Annotated in this window: 14 protein-coding genes and 1 CRISPR repeat array; of the genes, 10 read left to right on the top strand and 4 right to left on the bottom strand. The window is 58.1% G+C overall.

Translation table 11 applies throughout. The features are described from left to right. Positions 1 to 201: 201 nt before the first annotated feature. A complete protein-coding gene (locus HNQ59_RS01200) occupies positions 202 to 1,650 on the top strand; it encodes a coniferyl aldehyde dehydrogenase (RefSeq protein ID WP_184034033.1) in 1,449 nt (482 codons plus the stop codon). A gap of 264 nt (positions 1,651 to 1,914) precedes the next feature. Here HNQ59_RS01200 and torT read toward each other — a convergent pair whose 3' ends face one another. Next, the gene (gene torT, locus HNQ59_RS01195) at positions 1,915 to 2,970 is read right to left on the bottom strand and encodes a TMAO reductase system periplasmic protein TorT (protein WP_184034030.1); all 1,056 of its coding nucleotides are present in this window, start codon (positions 2,968 to 2,970) and stop codon (positions 1,915 to 1,917) included. A 369-nt stretch (positions 2,971 to 3,339) separates the two neighbouring features. Between torT and cas3 the strand changes: the two genes are divergently transcribed. From cas3 to cas2, 7 genes are all read left to right on the top strand, one after another. Next, complete coding sequence (gene cas3, locus HNQ59_RS01190) at positions 3,340 to 5,595, top strand: CRISPR-associated helicase Cas3' (RefSeq protein ID WP_184034027.1); 2,256 nt, start codon at positions 3,340 to 3,342, stop codon at positions 5,593 to 5,595. Positions 5,596 to 6,019: 424 nt separating this feature from the next. Continuing rightward, positions 6,020 to 6,685 (top strand): type I-C CRISPR-associated protein Cas5c, encoded by a 666-nt coding sequence (gene cas5c, locus HNQ59_RS01185; RefSeq protein WP_184034024.1) that lies wholly within the window; start codon positions 6,020 to 6,022, stop codon positions 6,683 to 6,685. Next, positions 6,682 to 8,445 (top strand): type I-C CRISPR-associated protein Cas8c/Csd1, encoded by a 1,764-nt coding sequence (gene cas8c, locus HNQ59_RS01180; RefSeq protein ID WP_184034021.1) that lies wholly within the window; start codon positions 6,682 to 6,684, stop codon positions 8,443 to 8,445. The genes cas5c and cas8c overlap by 4 nt, the downstream gene beginning before the upstream one ends. Then, positions 8,442 to 9,320, top strand: coding sequence for a type I-C CRISPR-associated protein Cas7/Csd2 (gene cas7c, locus HNQ59_RS01175; RefSeq protein WP_184034017.1), 879 nt, complete (start codon positions 8,442 to 8,444; stop codon positions 9,318 to 9,320). The genes cas8c and cas7c overlap by 4 nt, the downstream gene beginning before the upstream one ends. Before the next feature lie 69 nt (positions 9,321 to 9,389). Further along, entirely contained in the window at positions 9,390 to 10,013 is a 624-nt protein-coding gene (cas4, locus tag HNQ59_RS01170) for a CRISPR-associated protein Cas4 (RefSeq protein WP_184034014.1), read from the top strand. Further along, positions 10,013 to 11,047, top strand: coding sequence for a type I-C CRISPR-associated endonuclease Cas1c (cas1c, locus tag HNQ59_RS01165; RefSeq protein WP_184034011.1), 1,035 nt, complete (start codon positions 10,013 to 10,015; stop codon positions 11,045 to 11,047). The genes cas4 and cas1c overlap by 1 nt, the downstream gene beginning before the upstream one ends. Position 11,048: 1 nt before the next feature. After that, complete coding sequence (gene cas2, locus HNQ59_RS01160; RefSeq protein WP_184034008.1) at positions 11,049 to 11,339, top strand: CRISPR-associated endonuclease Cas2; 291 nt, start codon at positions 11,049 to 11,051, stop codon at positions 11,337 to 11,339. A gap of 176 nt (positions 11,340 to 11,515) precedes the next feature. Further along, a CRISPR array of direct repeats spans positions 11,516 to 14,196; the repeat unit is 37 nt; unit sequence GCATCGCCCAGCCTAACCGCTGGGCGCGGATTGAAAC. Positions 14,197 to 14,299: 103 nt separating this feature from the next. Here cas2 and HNQ59_RS01155 read toward each other — a convergent pair. Together HNQ59_RS01155 and HNQ59_RS01150 are read right to left on the bottom strand one after the other, a co-directional pair. After that, positions 14,300 to 16,225: a M66 family metalloprotease gene (locus HNQ59_RS01155; RefSeq protein ID WP_184034005.1), complete on the bottom strand. Its 1,926-nt coding sequence runs from the start codon at positions 16,223 to 16,225 to the stop codon at positions 14,300 to 14,302. A gap of 314 nt (positions 16,226 to 16,539) precedes the next feature. Then, on the bottom strand, positions 16,540 to 18,198 hold the full coding sequence (locus tag HNQ59_RS01150) for a 4Fe-4S dicluster domain-containing protein (RefSeq protein ID WP_184034002.1): 1,659 nt from the start codon (positions 18,196 to 18,198) through the stop codon (positions 16,540 to 16,542). 361 nt (positions 18,199 to 18,559) lie between these two features. Between HNQ59_RS01150 and HNQ59_RS01145 the strand changes: the two genes are divergently transcribed. After that, on the top strand, positions 18,560 to 19,129 hold the full coding sequence (locus tag HNQ59_RS01145) for an MFS transporter (protein WP_184033999.1): 570 nt from the start codon (positions 18,560 to 18,562) through the stop codon (positions 19,127 to 19,129). 15 nt (positions 19,130 to 19,144) lie between these two features. Beyond that, positions 19,145 to 20,011 carry an Hsp33 family molecular chaperone HslO gene (gene hslO / locus HNQ59_RS01140; RefSeq protein WP_184033996.1) on the top strand — a complete coding sequence of 289 codons (867 nt, stop codon included), beginning with the start codon at positions 19,145 to 19,147 and terminating at the stop codon, positions 20,009 to 20,011. On the opposite strand, the gene HNQ59_RS01135 is transcribed toward hslO, so the two are convergent. Continuing rightward, positions 20,005 to 20,907: a transporter substrate-binding domain-containing protein gene (locus tag HNQ59_RS01135; protein WP_246490797.1), complete on the bottom strand. Its 903-nt coding sequence runs from the start codon at positions 20,905 to 20,907 to the stop codon at positions 20,005 to 20,007. The genes hslO and HNQ59_RS01135 overlap by 7 nt on opposite strands. Positions 20,908 to 21,007: the final 100 nt, after the last annotated feature.

Below are 21,007 nucleotides of genomic sequence, written 5' to 3'. Positions count from 1 at the left end.
AGTGTATCCGCACATCGGTTGCATGTATTTGGATGACCAACCAGAGCATGAATGGCCATTTTTCCAAGTGACTATCGGTCATTGACGATTCATGGTACGGGTGCTACTTTGTGATTCATATTTTGATGGATTGTCTGACAATACGGGTGGCGTGGCTGATCCTGCCGACGCGATACTAAAAATCAATCAGGAGCCACACGGATGGAGCCACTATTTCCTCCTCATGCTTCGGCGGTGCAATTGGAGCGGCTGAATGCCTTATTCGAGCGTCAGCAACAGGCATTCCGTCGCGAGCGTTTTCCAACGGCTGTCATGCGCCGGGCGAACCTGCAGAAGCTGGAGCAGGCCCTGCTGGACAACATGGAGCAGCTGGTCGCTGCTGTCAAATCAGACTTTGGACACCGCTCGGCGGTCGAGACCCGATTCATGGAAATCTTTCCAAGCGTGGCGGAGATCCGCGAAGCGCGGCGGCATGTGGCATCGTGGATGAAACCACGACGGGCAGGCGTGTCGTTCTGGTTCACGCCGGCCACCAATCAGGTGGTGCCCCAGCCACTGGGTGTCGTGGGCATCATCGTGCCTTGGAACTACCCGATCTTTCTGGCGCTGGGCCCATTGGTGGCAGCATTGGCTGCGGGGAATCGGGTGATGATCAAGATGTCCGAATCGACCCCGCATACAGGCGAAGCGTTGGCCGCATTGCTGGCAGCCCACTTCGATGAAGATCATGTCGCTGTGATCCATGGCGGGGTGGATGTCGCGCAAGCCTTTTCCAGCAAGCCGTTCGACCATATGCTGTTCACAGGCTCCACCCAGGTCGGCAAACATGTGATGCGAGCAGCGGCGGATCATCTGACCCCGGTGACCTTGGAGCTGGGGGGCAAATCCCCAGTGCTGATCAGCCCGGACTTTCCAATCAATACCGCCGCCGAGCGGATCTTGTGGGGCAAGACAGTCAACGCAGGCCAGACCTGTGTAGCGCCTGATTATGTGATGTTGCCCTACCGCAAAGAGCAGGAATTCGTTGAGCAGGCCAAGGCCGCTGTGGCCAGATTTTTCCCCACCTTGGCAGCCAATGAGGACTACACGGCCATCATCGATGCCCGGCATCATCAACGGCTGATGTCCTATCTGGAGGACGCACAGGCAAAAGGCGCCACCATCATACCGCTGAACCCAGCCAACGAATCATTGGCCGGAACAGGCAAGATCGCACCCACCCTGGTGTTGAATGCCACCTCGGACATGCTGGTGATGCAGCAGGAGATCTTCGGGCCGATCCTACCAGTCTTGACATACCGCGACATGCAGGAATCCATCCTGTACATCAACGATCACCCCCGGCCATTGGCTCTGTACTATTTTGATCATCACCCATCCCGGGTGCGCAAGGTGGTGCGGGAAACCATATCCGGTGGCGTGACGGTCAATGATGTGGTGATCCATGTTGGGCAAGGCGATCTGCCCTTCGGTGGGGTAGGGCCTTCGGGCATGGGGCACTACCATGGCAAATATGGCTTTGACACCTTCAGCAAGCAAAAAGGCGTCATGTATCAAAGCCGCTTGAATACTTTGTGGATGCTATACCCGCCTTATGGCAAGCTGGCAAAGTGGGTATTCAAAGCCATGACAGGCCGCAGCTATCGCTGAATCAGTACCGTCGTGCAAATCAACGGGCCGCATGACGGCCCGTTTTCCTTTGCGCGTCGTAGATCACGGTGGCTATTATTGATTGGCAGCCGCTTTCCAGGTCAAACCGTGGTCGCTGGGGGAGTGGTGTGGCTTCAGAACAGCTGTTTGAATCCAAATTGCCATTGATGCTGTCTCGACTCGTGCCCTTGCTCCGTTTGCCAATTGATGAACCAGCTTTGCTGATTCCCACGATTTCTCACCGTGTCCATATTCACCTCTGCCTCACTGCAGTGAATTTTCCTTGTTGCGGTCGAGTGGTGGGAGGGCTTGTAAGACCATCCATTGGCCGGGTGGGGGGAGTAGGCGTGACAGGTCGATCTGGTTGATGTTTTGTCGATCGAGTACCACGATGGCGGGGCTGACCAGGGTGGGTACTTTTTCACCTTGGAGCGTTCGCACGGCCAGGTCGATGGCGATGCGGGCCTGAATCACGGGGGAGTCGGTCGGGGCGGCCATGACCTTGCCATTGCGGATCAGCTCGACAATGGCTTCGGTGGTGTAATAAGCCACCAGCCTGGGGGCGTTGGGTTGTTGCAGGAACAGGCGGCTGGCGGCTTCGATAGCCACGGCGTTGCCGATTACATAGTCGGGCAGCCCTTGTTTGGCCACCATGCGCCGCAGCAGCCCCATCTGAACTGATATCTCAGTTGCACCATAACCAGCGTGGATCAATGAGATCGGTCTGCCTTCAAATGCAGTCTTCAAGCCGCGTTCGCCATCTTGAACCCAGCCTGCATCCTGTGGGCCGGGCAGCCAGGCGACTTTGATCGGCGTGTCTTTGTCGGTGTGATCGACAATATACTTGCCCGCCATGCGTGCCATCTCCGCAAAGCTGACCAGCGAGCGTGAGGCGACCAGCTTCGAGCTGACCCCGTTGACCAGATCGATGACTGGGATATCGAGCATGGTGGCAGCTTCGATGCTCTCATTAAGCCCATCTGCCGATATAGCACCCAAAATGAGGGCTTGAGCCCCCTGTCGGGTGCACTCGGCCAATTGAGCCTTTTGCGTGCCAAGATGCTCATAGCCTCCTGCCTGATAGATGCCGACCACCGCCCCCTGTCGTTTTGCCTCCTCGGCCAGGCCGCGCGACACCCCCCACCAGTAACGATCTTTGCCATGGGGTAGCAATGCACAGATGCGCCAGGCATGGTTGGCGGCTGGTAGGGGCTTATAGGCCAGGCGCTTGCCATCTCCAATCACCTCGATCGGGTACCAGTCTGCAGCTTGTGCGATGGATATTGACAGCAATGCGAAACAAGCTGCCAACCATTTCATGATGTCTCCGGTGCAGGTTGGGCGCGTATGCGCCTGGGTGAATGAGCACATTGCCATGACTGTAGTGTAGACCATGTGCTGCAGGCAATCGGCAGGGTATCGCCGGCCAGTGCGCAATGCTGGGTGTGGCTCGGTTTGAGGGGGTGTGGAAAGGCGGTTTCCGTTTGTGAAACAAGGCGCCAGCCAGCGAGGCCAGGGAGCAGGATCGCCCTGAATGGCGCTGTGGGCTTTGTTTGGGCTGGTGGCGGGCTTTCGTCAGGGCTGCATGGTTGGATGGTGTTTATAGTTATGGGGCTTCGGATGTATTTGAGCGGATTTGCGTGCTTGGCTATGATCCCGCCCCCATGACCATCCACGCCATCTATCCGCATGACACCCATCTATCTGGCTCATGTTCACCCCGAAACATTGGCACCTCATACGTTGCCGGATCACCTGCGTGACACGGCCAAGCTGGCCCGAGCGTATCTGGCTGGCCTCGGCATGGATGACTGGATCAATGTGGCGGCGCTGTGGCACGACCTGGGCAAATACCGAGAGGCATTTCAGCAATATATCCGTGACGTCAGCGGCTATGATGCCCATGTCAAAGACAGCACCTCGAAAAAGACTGATCACTCCACCGCCGGGGCGTTGCTGGCGTGGCAGCGCATGCCAGATGTGCGTGGGCGTATTCTTGCTTACCTGATCGCCAGCCATCACACCGGCCTGTTGGACTGGTTTGGCGACGGCGTGGGCGGCCCGCGCCCCTTGGAAAAGCGCCTGGCGTCCGGGGTGGAAGACGGCTTGCTGGCGCAGGCGTTGGCGGCGGACATACCGGACGACATCCTGAACCCGCCTATGCCTACCTTGGTGCTGCCTTGTGGGGTGGATGGCCTACACCTTTGGGTGCGCATACTGTTCTCCAGCTTGGTGGATGCCGATTTCCTCGATACCGAGCGATTCATGAATATCAAGCAATCGGGCTGCCGCGAGCATGGGCACTCGATCAGCCAGCTGCGGGCGTTGCTCGATCAACATTTGGCGGCCAAGGCCGCTGCATTGCCGCAACCCTTGACTGAGGTCAACGTGCTGCGGGCCGAGGTGCTGCAACAATGCCTGGATCGGGCTGCAGAGCCACCGGGTCTGTTTTCGCTGACTGTGCCGACCGGTGGCGGCAAGACCTTATCGAGCTTGGCGTTCGCGCTGAAACACGCTGACATCCACAGCAAGCGCCGCATCATCTATGCCATCCCCTACACCAGCATCATCGAGCAGACTGCCGGCGTGTTTCGGGAAGCCCTGGGTGATGTCGTGCTGGAGCACCACAGCAGCTTCGACCCGGACAAGGAAACACCATTCAGCCGCCTGGCGGCGGAAAACTGGGATGCCCCGCTGATCGTCACCACCAATGTGCAATTGTTCGAATCGCTGTTTGCCGCACGTACCAGCCGCTGCCGCAAGCTGCATAACCTGATCAACAGCGTCATCGTGCTGGACGAGGCCCAACTGCTGCCGCCTGATCTGCTGGCGCCCATCCTGCACTGCATGCGCGAGCTGAGTGCCCGCTATGGCGTGACCTGGGTGCTATGCACCGCCACCCAGCCCGCACTGGGCACCCGCCGCAATGGCCATGGCAAGGTCACCTTGCAGGGCTTGGACGGTGTACGGGACATTATCCCTGACCCCCGTGCCTTATTCGAACGGCTGGATCGCGTCGAGGTCGAGCTGCCCGCTGACCTGAACCAGCCCACCGACTGGCCGACCCTGGCTGACGAATTGGCTGGGCATCAGCAGGCGTTGGTGGTGGTGAACACGCGCAGCCAGGCGCGCGAGCTGTTCCAGCACATGCCAGAGGGCACCCATCATCTCTCCGCCTTGATGTGTGGCGAGCACCGCAGCCAAATCCTGGCGCAGATTCGTGCCCAATTGGCCCTTGGCGAGCCGGTGCGTATTGTCAGTACCAGCTTGATTGAAGCGGGCGTCGATATCGATCTGCCCGTGGTCTACCGCGCTCTGGCGGGGTTGGATTCGATCGCCCAAGCGGCAGGCCGCTGCAATCGAGAGGGTAGGTTGTCCGGCAAAGGGCGGCTGGTGGTATTTGTGCCGCCTGCCAAGCGCTTGGTTGGTTTGGCCAAATACGGTGAGCAGGCCACCCGCAGCGTCTTGCATCGCCCGCCAGCCAAGCTGCTGTCGCCTGAGGCATTCCGGCTGTATTTCGACGCTTACTATGGGCAGATCGGCCAGGGGCTGGACAAGCACCAGATTCTGCAACAACTGAAGCAGAATGCCGGTGAGGCAAAGATTCCCTTCCGAACCGTGGCCGAGCAATTCAGCCTGATTGACGAATCGCAATCGATCAGCGTGATTGTGCCCTATGTCAACCCGGACAAGCCCGAAGCCGACAGCCGCCCGCTGATCGCCATGCTGGCCAGTGGCAACGTGCACCGCGAGCTGACCCGCCACCTGCAGCGGTTTGCCGTGTCCTTGCGCCGATATGAATTCGACCTGCTCAAGCAATCAGGTGAAATCGATGAGCCCTTGTCAGGCTACTTTGTGCTGAAAAATGAAACGATGTATCACCCGAAACTGGGAGTGTGCATTGACCAGCGCATGGGGCTGGACCCAGAGAGGTTTGTGACTTGAGGAGGGTTTTGTGTTTGATGGGAGCGGGCTGGCCAATGTGGCCAGCCTAGGCTTTTAGTTGAAGTCTTTATGGCAGATAGTTTCAATCCGCGTTACAGCAAAGGAGCTGAAACGAACATATATGGTACATCCCTTTTCCTCGGAGGGCGATGCTGATTTCAAGAACTCGTTAAGAAATATCTTCCTATGGTAGATAGAAGATTGTATGATTTCAGGCAATCAAAATTACCTGGAGGGCTGCGTCGTGAGCGATTGGAAATGGTTGCGGGAGTTTCGCCTTTTGCTAACTGGAGTGCCGGAGACACGGTTCTGGGGCGGAGTAGCGTTGATTATTTTTTTAGTGGTTTGGTTTTTCAAGCCCGCATTTGTGTCTTGAGTAAGCTAGCCCCTGACGTGGTCAGGGGCTGAATTTGGGAGCTACTCCATGAAATTTTGTTTGGAAGTGACTGGTGAGCTGGCCTGTTTTTCCAGGCCAGAGATGAAGGTTGAACGGGTCAGTTACGATGTCATCACGCCCTCCAGCGTGCGCGCCATCTATGAGGCCATTTTGTGGAAGCCCGCCATCCGCTGGGTGCCTGAGCGGATCGAGGTGCTGAGCCCCATCTGCTGGGCGTCCATCCGCCGCAACGAGCTGGGCGGCAAGATCTCGTTCAGCAATGTCAAATCCGCCATGAAACAGGGGCGGGGGCAGCTGGCGCAATATATCGAAGAAGACCGCCAGCAGCGCGCTGGCCTGCTGCTGCGCGATGTGCATTACCGGCTGCATGCCCGCCTGGAAATGACCGCGCAGGCTGGTGGTGACGAGCCTGTCGCCAAGTATGTCGAGATGTTCCGCCGCCGCGCCAGCAAAGGCCAATGCATCAACCAGCCTTATCTGGGTTGTCGTGAGTTCGCTTGTGATTTCAAGCTGGTGGAAGACGATTCGCCCGCCCAGCCTGCCGTGCAGGATTTGAGCCGTGATCTGGGCTGGATGCTCTACGACCTGGACTACACCGACCCTGGCGATCCGCAGCCGCGCTTCTTCCAGGCCCGGTTGGCACAAGGCGTGCTGGACATCCCTGCCCCCCATAGCCCGGAGATCAGAGGATGATCCTGCATGCCTTGATGGAATATTACCAACGTAAAACCCGCGACCCGGACAGCCAGCTGGCCCCGTCTGGCTTCGAGTGGAAGGAGATCCCGTTCCTGATTGTGTTGGATGCCGCCGGCAAGCTGGTACAGATCGAAGACACCCGCACCCCGCATGGTAAAAAGCTGCGGGCGCGCTCCTTTCTGGTGCCGCAAGCAGTGAAAAAGACCTCGGGCATTGCCGCCAACCTGATGTGGGATAACGCAGAGTACGTGCTGGGGGTGCCGATCAAGGGTAAGCCCGAACGTGTGGCTGAGCAGCATGCTGCTTTCAAGGCGCGGCTGGCCAGCCTGCCGCAAGACGAGCCCGCGATGCAGGCCGTGCAAGCCTTTCTGGCTGCGCTGCCGATGGCGGAGCTGGCCAGCCAGCCGGAGTGGGAGGAGCTGCGCACCACCAACCCCAACCTGTGTTTCAAGCTGCTGGGCGACACCGACACCATTTGCGACCGGTCTGCCTTGATCGATGCCGTTCACGCTGCCAACAACGACACCCCTGACGATGCAGTCCAGGGCCTTTGTCTGGTGACGGGCGAGCACACACAGATTGAGCGCCTTCACCCAGCCATCAAGGGCGTATGGGGCAGTCAATCAACTGGCGCCAATATCGTGTCATTCAATCAACGGGCGTTCGAGTCATATGGCAAGGAGCTGCGCCAGGGTGAGAATGCCCCGGTTGGCAAGCAGGCGGTGTTTGCCTACACCACCGCACTCAATCACCTGCTGGGTAAGGATTCCGTGCAACGGGTGCAGGTGGGCGACGCCAGCACGGTGTTCTGGGCCGATCGCCCATGCGAGCTGGAAACGCAGCTGCCGCTATTTATCAACGACCCACCCAAAGACAACCCGGATGCCTGCACCCAGGCCGTCAAGGCATTGCTGAAAAGTATTCAGAAAGGTGCTTTGCCGTCGTTGGAGGAGCCCCGCCGCTTTTATGTGCTGGGGCTGTCACCGAATGTGGCGCGCCTGTCAGTCCGCTATTGGCATCATGGCACGGTGGTTGAGATGTCACAGCGTTGGGCGACCTGGTTCAGTGATCTGCAGATCGACCATGCGGTGTACGAGCAAGACTGCCTGCCGCTGTTCCGGCTGTTGTTGGCCACCGCCACGCAGGACAAAGCGGACAACATCCCCAACGGTTTGGCGGGCGATATCATGCGCGCCATCCTCACCGGTAGCGTCTACCCGGCCACCATGCTGCAGGCGGTGATCCGTCGCATCCACGCCACGCAGACGGTCACTTATGCCCGCGCGGCGCTGCTCAAGGCTTATTTGAACCGGCTGGCACGCCAAGCAGCCAGCCATCAGGAGGAAATCACTGTGTCACTGAATACCGAGAACAAGCACACCGGCTATCTGCTGGGGCGGCTGTTTGCCGTGCTGGAGCGCGTGCAGGAAGAAGCCCACGATCGCACGCTGAGTGCCACCATCCGCGATCGCTTCTATGGCGCGGCCAGCACCACGCCGGTCACTGTCTTCCCAAATCTGATCAAATTGTCTATGCATCACCAGACCAAGATGGAGAAAAAGCAAAGCAAAGAAGTTTCGCAATGTCTCCAGGTTTTGGAGGGTTGTTTTGATGAGATTTTTGAAAAAATCAATGACATAAGTGGATTTCCTTCACATATGTCCATCGAAGAACAAGGTTATTTCGCTATCGGCTATTTCCAGCAGCGACAAGTATTGCCTAGGTGTAAAAATTCGGAACAAGGAGAAACAGCGTGACCCCATTGCAGAACCGTTATGATTTCGTATTGCTGTTTGACGTGAAAGACGGCAACCCCAATGGTGACCCGGATGCGGGCAATCTGCCGCGCATTGACGCCGAAACGGGCAGGGGGTTGGTGACGGATGTCTGCCTCAAACGCAAAGTGCGCAACTATATTGCGCTGGCCAAGGGCGAAACGCCTCCCTTTGATATCTACGTAAAGGAAAAGGCCATCCTCACCCAGCAGCAGGAGAAAGCCTATATCGCGCTCGGGCTCGACCCAAAAGGGGAAGAGGGCAAGCGCAAGGGTGGGGACGATGTACCGAGGGCACGGCAGTGGATGTGCCAGAACTTCTACGATATCCGCACCTTTGGCGCGGTCATGAGCCTGAAAGAGGCCAACTGCGGCCAGGTGCGCGGCCCGGTGCAGCTGACCTTTGGCCGCTCGGTCGATCGCATCGTCGCACTGGAGCACAGTATCACCCGTATGGCGGTGGCTACCCAGACCGAGGCCGACAAGCAACTAGGTGACAACCGCACCATGGGCCGTAAATACACTGTGCCCTATGGCCTGTATGTCGCGCATGGCTTTGTCTCGGCGCACCTCGCCAACCAGACTGGCTTTGGTGAAGAAGACCTGGCGCTGCTCTGGCAATCACTGATCAATATGTTCGAGCATGACCGCGCCGCCGCCCGGGGCGAAATGACCACCCGTGGCCTGTACGTGTTCAAGCATGACAGCATGCTGGGCAATGCCCCGGCCCATCAGCTGTTCAAGTTGATCAAGCCCGAGGCCCACACGGCAGTGCCGCGCGAATTCGACGATTACACCATTCATGTCGATCAGGCAGCCGTACCAGCAGGGGTTGAGCTGCAGACCTTGCTTGCATAAGCGTTGGCAGGGGCCTGGGTGTCGCGCTGGCGGCGCCCAGGCCGCTGTCATCATCGAGGCCACGCATCCATGACGCCAGACGACCCGATCCCTATCTCTGCTCTGCAACACTACAGCTATTGCCCTCGGCAATGTGCGCTGATCCACCAAGAGCAAGCCTTTGCCGACAACGAACACACCGCCCGAGGCAATGCAGTGCATCGGCTGGTGGACACCCCCGGCCTGGAGACCCGGCCAGGGCTGGTCATCGAGCGCGCCCTGCCATTGTATTCCGAGCAATACGGCCTGATCGGCAAAGCCGACGTGGTGGAATTCCTGACCGATGGCACCCCGTACCCTGTTGAATACAAACACGGCCCGCGTCGCCAACGTCAGCACGACGACCTGCAGCTCGCTGCACAGGCCCTCTGTCTGGCTGAAATGACCGGCAAACCCGTGCCCGAGGGCGCCATCTACCATGCCAGCTCCCACCGTCGTCGCATCGTGCCCATCACCCCCGTGCTGACCCAGGCTGTTGCCGACACCACCCAAGCGGTGCGCCAGATGCTGCAAGCGGGCCGACTGCCACCCCCGGCCAACGACGCCCGTTGCAAGGAATGCTCGCTGAACGACCTCTGCCAGCCAGCCATGATCGCCAACGCCAGCACCCTGCACCAACTGCGCGCCACCCTCTACGACGACCCGGAGCCCTGATGCAGACCCTGCTCAACACCCTCTATGTCACCACCTCCGGCAGCTACCTCCACCTCGATAACGACACCCTGCGTGTAGAGATCGAGCGCGAAACCAAGCTGCGCGTACCCTTGCACCATATCAGCAGCGTCGTCACCTTTGGCGACGTGCTGATCTCCTCCGCCATCATGCAGCGCCTGGCCGACGAGGGCAAAAACCTGGTCATGCTCGACCGCAATGGCCGCTTCAAGGCCAGACTCGAAGGCGGCGTCAGCGGCAACATCCTGCTTCGGCTGGCCCAGTTCAAACAAAGCAGCGAGCCAACCTTTGTGCTCGACACCGCCAAAGCCATCATCGCCGGCAAGCTGCGCAACAGCCGCCATGTCTTGCTGCGCGGCGCACGCGACGCCAGCGACACCGCCGACCAGCAAGCCCTGCGAGACACTGCCACCGCACTCGCCATCAACCTGCGCAACCTGCGGCAGGCCAGCGACCTTGACACCCTGCGCGGGCTGGAAGGCGAAGCCGCCCGTCGCTACTTCGCCGTCATGGGCCACCTGATCCGCCCAGACCAGCGCGACGCCTTCACACCAGATGGCCGCAGCCGTCGCCCACCCCGTGACCGCATGAACGCCTTGCTCTCATTCCTCTACAGCATGCTGATGAACGACTGCCGCAGCGCACTCGAAATCGTCGGCCTGGACCCCCAACTGGGCTGCCTGCATGCGGTCAGACCTGGCCGGGCCTCCCTGGCGCTGGACCTGATGGAAGAATTCCGCCCCATCCTGGCCGACCGGCTTGCCCTCTCACTGATCAACCGCCAGCAACTCAAAGCCGAAGACTTCACCCTGCACCCAGGGCACAGCGTCACCCTGAGCGACAGCGCCCGCCGACTGGTGGTGGTCGAATACCAAAAACGCAAACAAGACCTCGTCGCCCACCCATTGCTGAAAGAAAAACTCATGCTGGGCCTGGTGCCACCCCTGCAAGCCCGACTACTGGCCCGCTGCATCCGTGGCGAGGCCGAAGGCTACCTACCCTATCTGGCCCGCTGACATGCTCATCATCGTCTGTTACGACGTCTCCACCGAAACCAGCGCCGGACGCCGCCGCCTGCGCCGCGTCGCCAAAGCCTGCGAGGCCGTCGGCCAGCGCGTGCAGAAATCCGTATTCGAATGCCGCGTCAGCCTCATGCAATACGAAGAACTGGAACGCAAACTGCTCCGCGAAATCGACCAGACCCAAGACCGGCTGCGGCTTTACCGCCTGCACGAGCCTATTGACCTGAATGTCAAAGAATATGGACAATTCAAAGCACTGGATTTCGACGGCCCGCTGGTGGTGTAGCGCGAACCCCCAGCAACCGACAAAACCCAGCCCTGTTCGCGTTTTTCCAACTGATTGAATAAAATGGGAAAAATTATGACCACCACCCCAGGCGCCCACCCGCTGCTGCCACATGGCAACAGGTTCGCGCAGGTGATCAGAAAAAGCCTGTTTCATCAAAAAGATGGAAAAACGGGGCATCGCCCAGCCTAACCGCTGGGCGCGGATTGAAACAAGGATGCGGCCGGGGCGGCGATTATGTCGCTTCGCATCGCCCAGCCTAACCGCTGGGCGCGGATTGAAACAAGGCATCGAAAATGCGGGGCGCGTTGCTAACCAGCATCGCCCAGCCTAACCGCTGGGCGCGGATTGAAACCATGTACGCCCTAATTACGGCTTCTGCTGCCTCCGCATCGCCCAGCCTAACCGCTGGGCGCGGATTGAAACATGTTGCTACCGTCAAATATGGCACCAGTCACGAGCATCGCCCAGCCTAACCGCTGGGCGCGGATTGAAACAAGTTGGCAGTCATCAAGCATGTCGATTTTCTCGCATCGCCCAGCCTAACCGCTGGGCGCGGATTGAAACCTTTTCATCATCGTCTTTGGCCTGGCGAAGTTGCGCATCGCCCAGCCTAACCGCTGGGCGCGGATTGAAACTTGCGTTCGATGAAGCGGTCAGTTGCGCCAGGTGCATCGCCCAGCCTAACCGCTGGGCGCGGATTGAAACTTCTCGCCGGTCTTCTTGTCCTTCCATGCGTCGGTGCATCGCCCAGCCTAACCGCTGGGCGCGGATTGAAACTTTTCGAACCCACTGATAGTTACTGTCAGCATGAGCATCGCCCAGCCTAACCGCTGGGCGCGGATTGAAACCTCGTTACAGCAACTACAGCTGATGCGACCGATGCATCGCCCAGCCTAACCGCTGGGCGCGGATTGAAACAAATTTATCCTGCTGCTTAGTCCATTCAGGCGCCGCATCGCCCAGCCTAACCGCTGGGCGCGGATTGAAACTTGATCGTAAATCAGAAAATACATATGTGATTGCGCATCGCCCAGCCTAACCGCTGGGCGCGGATTGAAACCAAGCCAGCTCGATGTCGCTTGCCGGGTATTGCGGCATCGCCCAGCCTAACCGCTGGGCGCGGATTGAAACAACCGCCGATTTCATGTAACGGGCCAGCCTTTCGCGCATCGCCCAGCCTAACCGCTGGGCGCGGATTGAAACGCGCAAGTCGTGGTATTGGCCAGGCTATCGCATTGGAGGCATCGCCCAGCCTAACCGCTGGGCGCGGATTGAAACTCGGCGATCTGCTGAGCGAAGTTGTCAGCGTCCTGCATCGCCCAGCCTAACCGCTGGGCGCGGATTGAAACCAGTTCATGCCGGGGACGGTGGATGACGTAAGTAAACGCATCGCCCAGCCTAACCGCTGGGCGCGGATTGAAACTCTGAGAAGAAGTCGAAATCGACCGAATCACGGTGCATCGCCCAGCCTAACCGCTGGGCGCGGATTGAAACCGGGCCGTGCCTTGCGCCAACGCAGCCGCCTTGACGCATCGCCCAGCCTAACCGCTGGGCGCGGATTGAAACGTTTGCATCCCAACCCAAAAAATAATCGGATCCCCAGCATCGCCCAGCCTAACCGCTGGGCGCGGATTGAAACATCAATAAAGCCCGCGGCGCATGGGCAACCCTACTGCATCGCCCAGCCTAACCGCTGGGCGCGGATTGAAACTCTGGCCATAGCTCGACCTCCTCTTGATAATCTTGCATCGCCCAGCCTAACCGCTGGGCGCGGATTGAAACTTGTCGAGCCTGGCCGCGTCGGCAATCTTGGCTTGCATCGCCCAGCCTAACCGCTGGGCGCGGATTGAAACGCGATGCAAGCATTTGTGCGGCAACAAGGCGGCGGGGCATCGCCCAGCCTAACCGCTGGGCGCGGATTGAAACATGAAGTGGTGCGCGCCGCTGGCGAGCAGCGCGAGGCATCGCCCAGCCTAACCGCTGGGCGCGGATTGAAACATCTCGGCCCTTACATCAGGTGAAAAAGCCTTTGGCATCGCCCAGCCTAACCGCTGGGCGCGGATTGAAACTGCTTTGCGATACCTAAATACTTGGCCAGACCGTGCATCGCCCAGCCTAACCGCTGGGCGCGGATTGAAACGCGCCTTGTTGATGCGCTTACCGAGGGAGACACCGCATCGCCCAGCCTAACCGCTGGGCGCGGATTGAAACCGTTGCAATTAACCACGAATTGTTACGCCAAGTCGCGCATCGCCCAGCCTAACCGCTGGGCGCGGATTGAAACAAAAACAACTGGTTGTTTTTACCCCGAATCTGAAAGCATCGCCCAGCCTAACCGCTGGGCGCGGATTGAAACGGTTTGGACAAAGATCGTGGCATGGAACCGTTTTGCATCGCCCAGCCTAACCGCTGGGCGCGGATTGAAACAGAGTGTCTTCGTGTGATTACACTTCGTTTGCCAGGCATCGCCCAGCCTAACCGCTGGGCGCGGATTGAAACAACTAGGTTGTTACCAGCCGAGTCGGTTTCAGGCGCATCGCCCAGCCTAACCGCTGGGCGCGGATTGAAACATCTTGACGACAGAGGCTTGGCGCAGGCTGCTTTGCATCGCCCAGCCTAACCGCTGGGCGCGGATTGAAACATGCTTTAGTGGGCTGGAGCAAATGATGGAATCAGCATCGCCCAGCCTAACCGCTGGGCGCGGATTGAAACAGGTCTTTTTCTGCATCCGCAAGCTTATATCCATGCATCGCCCAGCCTAACCGCTGGGCGCGGATTGAAACAGCTGAATTTCCATCGAGGTGTAGACCTTCTGCCGCATCGCCCAGCCTAACCGCTGGGCGCGGATTGAAACTGGCTGAGGTGACGGATCGCAAAGGTATCTGCCAGCTACGACAGCGAAGTAAGTCTGTCGCCGTTGATAGGCCAAGGCAAGGGTTGCTATCCCTTGTTGGTCTTCATAGTGTTTTGCTGATCAATACCTTTGGGTTGTTGCCGATGCCGTTCCAGGCCATTGGTGTTTCCAGAAGCTCGATCTTGCTGATTGCTTTGTTGCCGGGTACGTTGATCCCCCACACCTGGAAACTGTTGCCATCATTTGGGTCCAACTTGCTCGCAGGGGTGTTGCCCATGGGTGAAAACCAACTGCGCATACCGCCCTGCAACAGAATATGCTGCATGCTGCCATCTTTGAAGGTGACGCGAACAGTGAAATCACATCCGCTTGCATGGCAGTACCATGGGTATTTCCCGGTATTCGGGATGATTTCCGCCAGTTGGGAGGCTACGGTCGGGTCAACGTTGCGACGCAGGTTGCCCTCATACGAGAGGACGGGGTAAATCTGCGATGCATTGGTGGTGCCGGCTAGGCTATGGGTAATGATGATTGTGTGGACTGGTACGTCACGTTGGCTTGGTAGGCCGTTGTCAAAGCCCCATAGCCCTTTTTTCTCGGTTGCTGGTGTGAATGTGACACGGCGCTTGTCAATGCTATCCCAGCGGCTATAGCCGGTTGGGAAGGCTTTGTCGATGAAAATGGTTCCGCCGTCGTACTCATGCTTGCCATCCTTGTCGAGGGTGGTGTTGCCTTCAAAGTAATGCTGAATCACCCCCGCATTGAAGTCGGCAAACATGGTATAGCGATAGCCTTTTGCTTGGTCGCCAGAGCCGCCTTGCATCGGGTCTTGCTTGATGCAACGGCCTTCCGCGTCCTTGATGCGATCGGTATCGGTCTTGCAGTTTTTGAAGCCGCTTACATCTTGTGGCAAATAGGGCGACAGGAAGGTATTTCGTCCTAGATCATAACCCCAGCTCGAACCCAGCAGACTGCCATTTACATAGGGGTAGCTGCCGCTCTTATAGCCATCGGCAGCATGAGGCATGCCAAAGGCGTGGCCTTGCTCGTGGATGAAGACGCCCCCATAGTGATGGTCGCCCGTTCCGCGTGAGCCGCCACCCAAACCACCGCCAGGCCCAAAGTACTTGCCATTGGCACCCAACATCAGCAGCGGAGCATAATGCTGGCTGTTGGTGCCGGATTCACCATTGGCTTCACGGATTGCGCTGAGAATGCCAAGCGCCGCACTCATGACGTCGTAGCCGCCCTTTTGCTGATCGGCATTTTCCACTTTATAAGCCGGGCCACTGTTGCGTGGGGCGACGATGATATATGGCCAATCGATTCGCTTGAGTGGGTGGTTTTTCATGTTCAGGCGTGACACTGGCCACTTGGCATACAGCTCGTCAAAGGTGGCTTTGTCTGGGTTGGCGACCATTGAAAAAGGGTAGGTATTGGTGTCATTGGCACCAAACAGGTACATCGGCACGATCCACATGTTGAAGTCGATATCTGCGCCGACTTCCGGTTTTTTGTAATCACTGGCGCTGTAGTTGTCTGCCGAGACGCGCAACATGACTCCAGGTTTGATCCAGTCGGCGGGCAGGATGGCGCTGTGACGATTGCTTGCATAAGCTGGGCCATTGGCTTCGGTGACAGGCAGCTTGTCTGGTGTATTCAACGCCACCTGCCCCAGCTTTGCATTGTTGCTCCAGGCTTCCAGCATGGGCCGAGTTGGCGTGGCAGCACCCAGGTCAACCATGACCAGCGTGTCTCGTTGTGCAGTCAGGTGCAATCTGCCCATTTCGGATCCGTCAGACTTTTTCCATGTCAGCCCGGCTTCAGGTAATACATGGGTTTGCGCGGTCTCAAATTTGGAGATCACCAGCTGAGCGGGGGTGGGTGTTGGCGTAGGAGTTGGCGCTGGTGTAGGAGTTGGGGTTGGTGTAGGGCTTGGCGCGGTGCCGCCACTGCTATCCCCACCACCACCGCCACATGCTGCTAGAGCAAGGGTAATCAACAGCGAAGCCAGTGTTTGTTGTCTCATTTTGCTTTTCTTGCATTATTTTGATTTGAATGGCCAAGATGAAATCACTTAAATTCATTAAAACAATACCTTGATGGCATTTTGGTTTTTTTCTTGGCTGTTGGGTACGCATGATAAATCACAATATCATTATATGTAAATGTATTTTACATGTCATAAGCTACTGATTTTACAATGTAATATTGTGACAATTTGTGTCATGGGGGTGGCGATTTTTGTTGTGAATGGGCAGATGCTGACAAAATTTGTCAGCTGAGTGCGAAAACAAAAACGCCCAATCAAGTGATTGGGCGTTGCATGCTGAATGTGATGATTTACATGTTCGGGTAATTGGGCCCACCCCCCCCCTCGGGTACGGTCCAATTGATGTTCTGGCTGGGGTCTTTGATGTCGCAGGTCTTACAGTGTACGCAGTTCTGTGCGTTGATCTGCAGGCGTGGCGCGTCCACCCCTTCCCGGACGATTTCATAGACACCCGCAGGGCAGTAGCGGGTTTCCGGGGCGTCGTAGGTGGCTAGGTTCAGGCTGATGGCAACCGAGGTGTCACGCAGACGTAGGTGGATCGGCTGGTCTTCTTCGTGGTTGGTATTGGAGATGAACACCGAGCTGAGTTTGTCGAAGGCGATTTTGCCATCGGGTTTGGGATACGGGATCTTCGGCATGTCAGCTGCGGGCTTCAGGCATTCGTGATCTGGCTTGCCGTGGCGCAGTGTCCAGGGCAGGTTGAGGCCCAGGCAGTGCATCCACATGTCGAAGCCGCCATAGAGCGTGCCGCCGATCATGCCCCACCGCGACAAGGCAGGTTTGACATTGCGCACCTTGTACAGGTCGTCATAGACCCACGATTGGCGGAAGGCTTCTGGGTAGGTTGTCAGCTCGTCATGCCCTTGGCGGGATTGGTTGACGACAGCATCGTAGGCTGCGTCTGCCGCTAACATGCCGGTCTTCATGGCGTTGTGGCTGCCTTTGATGCGGGGCACGTTCACAAACCCGGCGGAGCAGCCGATCAATGCGCCACCCGGGAAAGTCAGCTTGGGAATCGATTGCAGGCCGCCTTCGTTGATGGCTCGGGCGCCGTAGGCGATGCGCTTGCCGCCCTCAAAAAAGCTGCGGATGTGCGGGTGGGTCTTGAAGCGCTGGAATTCGTCATAGGGCGAGAGGTGCGGGTTCTGGTAGTTCAGGTGAACCACGAAACCGACCGCGACCTGGTTGTTCTCCAGGTGGTACAAGAAGGAGCCGCCGCCGGTGTCCTTATCCAGCGGCCAGCCCTGGGAGTGCATCACCAGCCCAGGCTTGTGTTTGGCTGGGTCGATTTCCCACAGCTCCTTGAAGCCGATGCCGAATTTCTGTGTCTCCACACCATCGCGCAGGTTGAATCGGGCCTGGATCTCTTTGGCGAGCGATCCGCGAACGCCTTCAGCAATCATGGTGTACTTGGCGTGCAGCTCCATGCCTGGCGCATATTCGCCTTTAGGTTGGCCATCGCGCCCTACGCCCATGTCGCCAGTGGCGACGCCTTTGACCGAGCCGTCCTCATGGTAGAGCACTTCGGCGGCGGCGAAGCCAGGGTAGATCTCGACGCCCAACGCCTCGGCCTGCTCCGCCAGCCAGCGGCAGACATTGCCCAGGCTGATGATGTAGTTGCCGTGGTTGTTGAGCAGCGGGGGCATCAGCTTTTCGGGGAAGCGTTTGGCGCTGTCTTCGGTCAGGAACAGGAAATGGTCTTCGACCACTGGGGTGTTGAGTGGGGCGCCGCGTTCTTTCCAGTCAGGGAACAGCTCGTTCATGGCGATGGGGTCCATGACAGCGCCGGACAGGATGTGGGCGCCGACTTCCGAGCCTTTCTCCAGCACGCAGACGCTGATTTCCTTGCCGTTCTTTTCCGCCAGTTGCTTGAGCCGGATCGCGCAGGAAAGGCCCGCTGGGCCGGCCCCGACAATCACGACATCGTATTCCATGAATTCGCGTTCCACGCTGATCCCCTTTAAATCGTGTAGCGGGCATACCCGTGTCTACAATAGAACAAACCAAGCTGATGCGAAGTCTTGAATTGCACATGTGGATATCGTGATATCTGCATGATATCGCGAGGTAAATCTGCAATCGCCGCCAGCGGTGGCCAGTCAGGCTTCGACAGTGTGGTAATGGGCGCCCGGATTGAAGTCCGGCCTAATGATGCAACGATTTGACGGGTAAGTCAAAAAAAGCCGATCAAACGCTTGTTTGGAACGCAGATTCGCCCTGCATGTGGCTTGGCCGGTCGGGGGGATGTCGTTACAGTTCTTGTCGGTGGGCCAATTCCGCTAAAATGTGATTTTATCCGTACGGTTTGTCATGACGACACTGGTAGTTGTTAGAAAAGATGGGGTGTCGGTAATCGCCGGCGATAGCCAATCCACTTTTGGTGATACCCGCCTGGCGGCGGCGTTTGATTCGGCCAGCAACAAGATCTTTCAGGTGGGCGAGAATCATATCGGTATTTCGGGGAGTGCGGCGCATGATCTGGTGCTGCAAAGTGCATTACGCAAGCGGAAGAAGCTTGATTTATCCAATCGCGTCGCCATTTTCGATACATTCCGCCAATTGCACCCGGTGTTGAAGGAGGAGTTCTTCCTGAAGCCGGATGAAGAGGAGGACGATCCATACGAGTCGAGCCAGATGACGGTGCTGATCGCCAATCCACACGGTATCTTCGGTGTATACAGCATGCGTGAGGTCTATCAGTTCGAGCGCTTCTGGGCGATCGGCTCGGGGCGTGAGTATGCCATTGGTGCCATGCATGCGCTGTACGATCAGCTGGATGCTGAAGCGATTGCCAGATCCGGTGTCGAGGCTGGCTGCACATTCGATATCAATTCCGCATTGCCTTTAACCCTGTATTCGGCTACCAGCAAGGTGGCCTGAAAGTTTGAGTGTTTCATGAAAGATGCTTTGTTCCGTTTTCTGTTCGAAGGCGCGCCTGTCCGTGGTGAGTTGGCGACCTTGGATCAAACCTATCGTGAGGTGTTGGCCCGCCATGATTATCCACCCGTGCTGCGCGCCATGATCGGTGAAATGATGGCGGCGGCGGCATTGTTGTCGGCCACACTTAAGTTCAATGGTTCCTTGATCATGCAGATGCATGGGACGGATGCGGTGCGTCTGGTGGTGGTGGAGTGCAATGCCGATCTGTCGATGCGGGCCACCGCGCGATGGGAGGGTGAGGTGAAGCCGCTGCCGATTCGTGAGCTGTTGGGCAATGGCAAATTTGTCATCACGCTCGACCCGCAGAACGGCCAGCATCCATATCAGGGCGTGGTGTCGCTGGAGGGGGATTCGATTGCGGCCATGCTGGAGACCTATATGCTGCGATCCGAGCAGCTGGAGACGCGCTTTTGGCTGGCGGCCAACGATCACCGGGCGACTGGCTTGTTGCTGCAGAAGCTGCCGGACAGCCAGGGGGATGAGGATGCCTGGGAGCGGGCAGGGCACCTGGCCGGCACCTTGACCGAGGCGGAGCTGCTGGAGGTGCCGCCCAAGGAGATCATGCACCGGCTGTTCCATCAGGAGGATCTACGGGTCTTCGATGATCATGCCATCCAGTTCCGTTGCTCCTGCTCGCGCGAGCGGGTGGGGAGCATGTTGAGGATGGTCGGGATCGATGAAATCCGCGCCGTTCTCGCTGAGCAAGGGTCGATCGATATTCAGTGCGAGTTTTGCAATACGCGCTATGAATTCGACAAGGTTGATGTCGAACAGGTGTTTTCCAGTCAACTCAGCCAGCCCGCCACCGGCACCCGTCATTGAGGTGGGTGCGCAGGCTTGCTGGGTGCGGCCAGGCGGGGCCGATACCAAAGCTCCCGCCGGTTGAGCGGTGTGGCTGGGGGAAGCAACGGGTTGTCCAGCTCGATGATGACCCGTTTGTCCAGTCGGGCGGCAATCAGGCTGTCTCGCATTTCCTGCTGGAATAGCTGCTCGAAACTGCCATCGGCCAGCGCGCGCTCCAGCCCAGTATGCACCCAATTGGCTAGGCGAAGGTTCTGTTTGTTGACAAAAAAATAGGATGCAGCCGGGTAATGGATGGCTATGTATGGGTCAACCATGATGCCCGCGCTGAGTTGCTCGCTCGCCTCAGCCCAGATCTCGCTGACCGATCTGGGGAAATAGTCGTATCGCCGCGCCAGCAGCGTCTTGAAGAGTGATTGGTAGCCCACCACGCCCAGGGTGGGGAGCCGGTTGGCACGCAGGATGGTCGTGTCTGGCCAGTCATGGCCTTGCCCGGCCAGCAGTTTGGCCAGATCGGCCCGTGTGCGCACCGCAGCCAGCAGATCCGGCTGATCTGCGGTGATCAAGGCAATGCGCCAGCCAATCAAACCTCGGCAGATCGGAATGCGGATCGGGAGTAGCCGTTCCTCACGCTCGATGGAGGTCATCGACCAGGTGATGTTCACCTCGCCCAGCCCTTTTTCAAGCATGACCAGGGCGCGCCCTTGCTGCATTGGAAGCTTGCTGGGTTGTAACGTATAGTCTACCCCGGCTTTCTGCAGGGCCAGCTCCAACAGCTTCAGGGAGTAGCGGGAGCGTTCATCGAAATCCCCGTCGGGCCTGGGATAGGTGACAGTATACCGTTCCCCGGCCAATACACCGTTGCTGATACTGCACATGAAAGCGAAGCAGAGCACAAACAGGATTGGCCGTGTCATGGAGAATGTCCACAGTCGCTTGAAATTCAGTTATAGCAGCCCAGATGCTGTTGACTGGCTCGATTCACCCCGCTGCCAGGCATGTGTGCCCATCGGCAGA

This window comes from Chitinivorax tropicus (assembly GCF_014202905.1).
Taxonomy (GTDB): Bacteria; Pseudomonadota; Gammaproteobacteria; order Burkholderiales; family SCOH01; genus Chitinivorax; species Chitinivorax tropicus.
The sequence above is the reverse complement of the archived record's forward strand: the minus strand, read 5'-3'. Positions and strand labels throughout refer to the sequence as shown.

Excerpts from the sequence above, each read along its gene's own strand:
- hslO (WP_184033996.1), top strand. The coding sequence starts at position 19,145 with ATGAAAGATGCTTTGTTCCGTTTTCTGTTCGAAGGCGCGCCTGTCCGT.
- cas2 (WP_184034008.1), top strand. The coding sequence starts at position 11,049 with ATGCTCATCATCGTCTGTTACGACGTCTCCACCGAAACCAGCGCCGGA.
- torT (WP_184034030.1), bottom strand. The coding sequence starts at position 2,970 with ATGAAATGGTTGGCAGCTTGTTTCGCATTGCTGTCAATATCCATCGCA.
- cas8c (WP_184034021.1), top strand. The coding sequence starts at position 6,682 with ATGATCCTGCATGCCTTGATGGAATATTACCAACGTAAAACCCGCGAC.
- HNQ59_RS01145 (WP_184033999.1), top strand. The coding sequence starts at position 18,560 with ATGACGACACTGGTAGTTGTTAGAAAAGATGGGGTGTCGGTAATCGCC.
- HNQ59_RS01135 (WP_246490797.1), bottom strand. The coding sequence starts at position 20,907 with ATGACACGGCCAATCCTGTTTGTGCTCTGCTTCGCTTTCATGTGCAGT.
- cas1c (WP_184034011.1), top strand. The coding sequence starts at position 10,013 with ATGCAGACCCTGCTCAACACCCTCTATGTCACCACCTCCGGCAGCTAC.
- cas4 (WP_184034014.1), top strand. The coding sequence starts at position 9,390 with ATGACGCCAGACGACCCGATCCCTATCTCTGCTCTGCAACACTACAGC.
- HNQ59_RS01155 (WP_184034005.1), bottom strand. The coding sequence starts at position 16,225 with ATGAGACAACAAACACTGGCTTCGCTGTTGATTACCCTTGCTCTAGCA.
- cas5c (WP_184034024.1), top strand. The coding sequence starts at position 6,020 with ATGAAATTTTGTTTGGAAGTGACTGGTGAGCTGGCCTGTTTTTCCAGG.
- HNQ59_RS01200 (WP_184034033.1), top strand. The coding sequence starts at position 202 with ATGGAGCCACTATTTCCTCCTCATGCTTCGGCGGTGCAATTGGAGCGG.
- cas3 (WP_184034027.1), top strand. The coding sequence starts at position 3,340 with ATGACACCCATCTATCTGGCTCATGTTCACCCCGAAACATTGGCACCT.